The sequence below is a fragment of the Domibacillus sp. 8LH genome (assembly GCF_038806185.1).
Classification (GTDB): domain Bacteria; phylum Bacillota; class Bacilli; order Bacillales; family Domibacillaceae; genus Domibacillus; species Domibacillus indicus_A.
Window position 1 is genome coordinate 1 of record NZ_JAVJNG010000295.1, and the last position, 244, is coordinate 244.

Consider the following 244-nt stretch of genomic DNA (forward strand, 5'->3'; position numbering starts at 1 on the left):
CCAAGTAACAAGGCAACAAAAGTAAGAAACGAGGCCAACACAATATCCGCAGCACTTAAGACGGTTAAATCCATAAATGTCGGCAAAAAAGCCACATAAAAAAGTATTACTTTAGGGTTAGAAGCAGAAATCATAAAGCCTTGAATAAAGCTCGCTATCTCGTTATTCACGTCTTGCAGATTATCACCCGAAGACATAGTAGAAACTGGCGATATCCACATTTTCCAACCCAGATAAATAAGAT

The 244-nt window shown here is 38.1% G+C and carries 1 protein-coding gene; it reads right to left on the bottom strand.

Annotated features, from left to right (window positions below):
- A partial coding sequence (locus RG959_RS24775) for a LysE family translocator (protein WP_342799362.1) occupies positions 1 to 244 on the bottom strand: 244 nt, incomplete at both ends.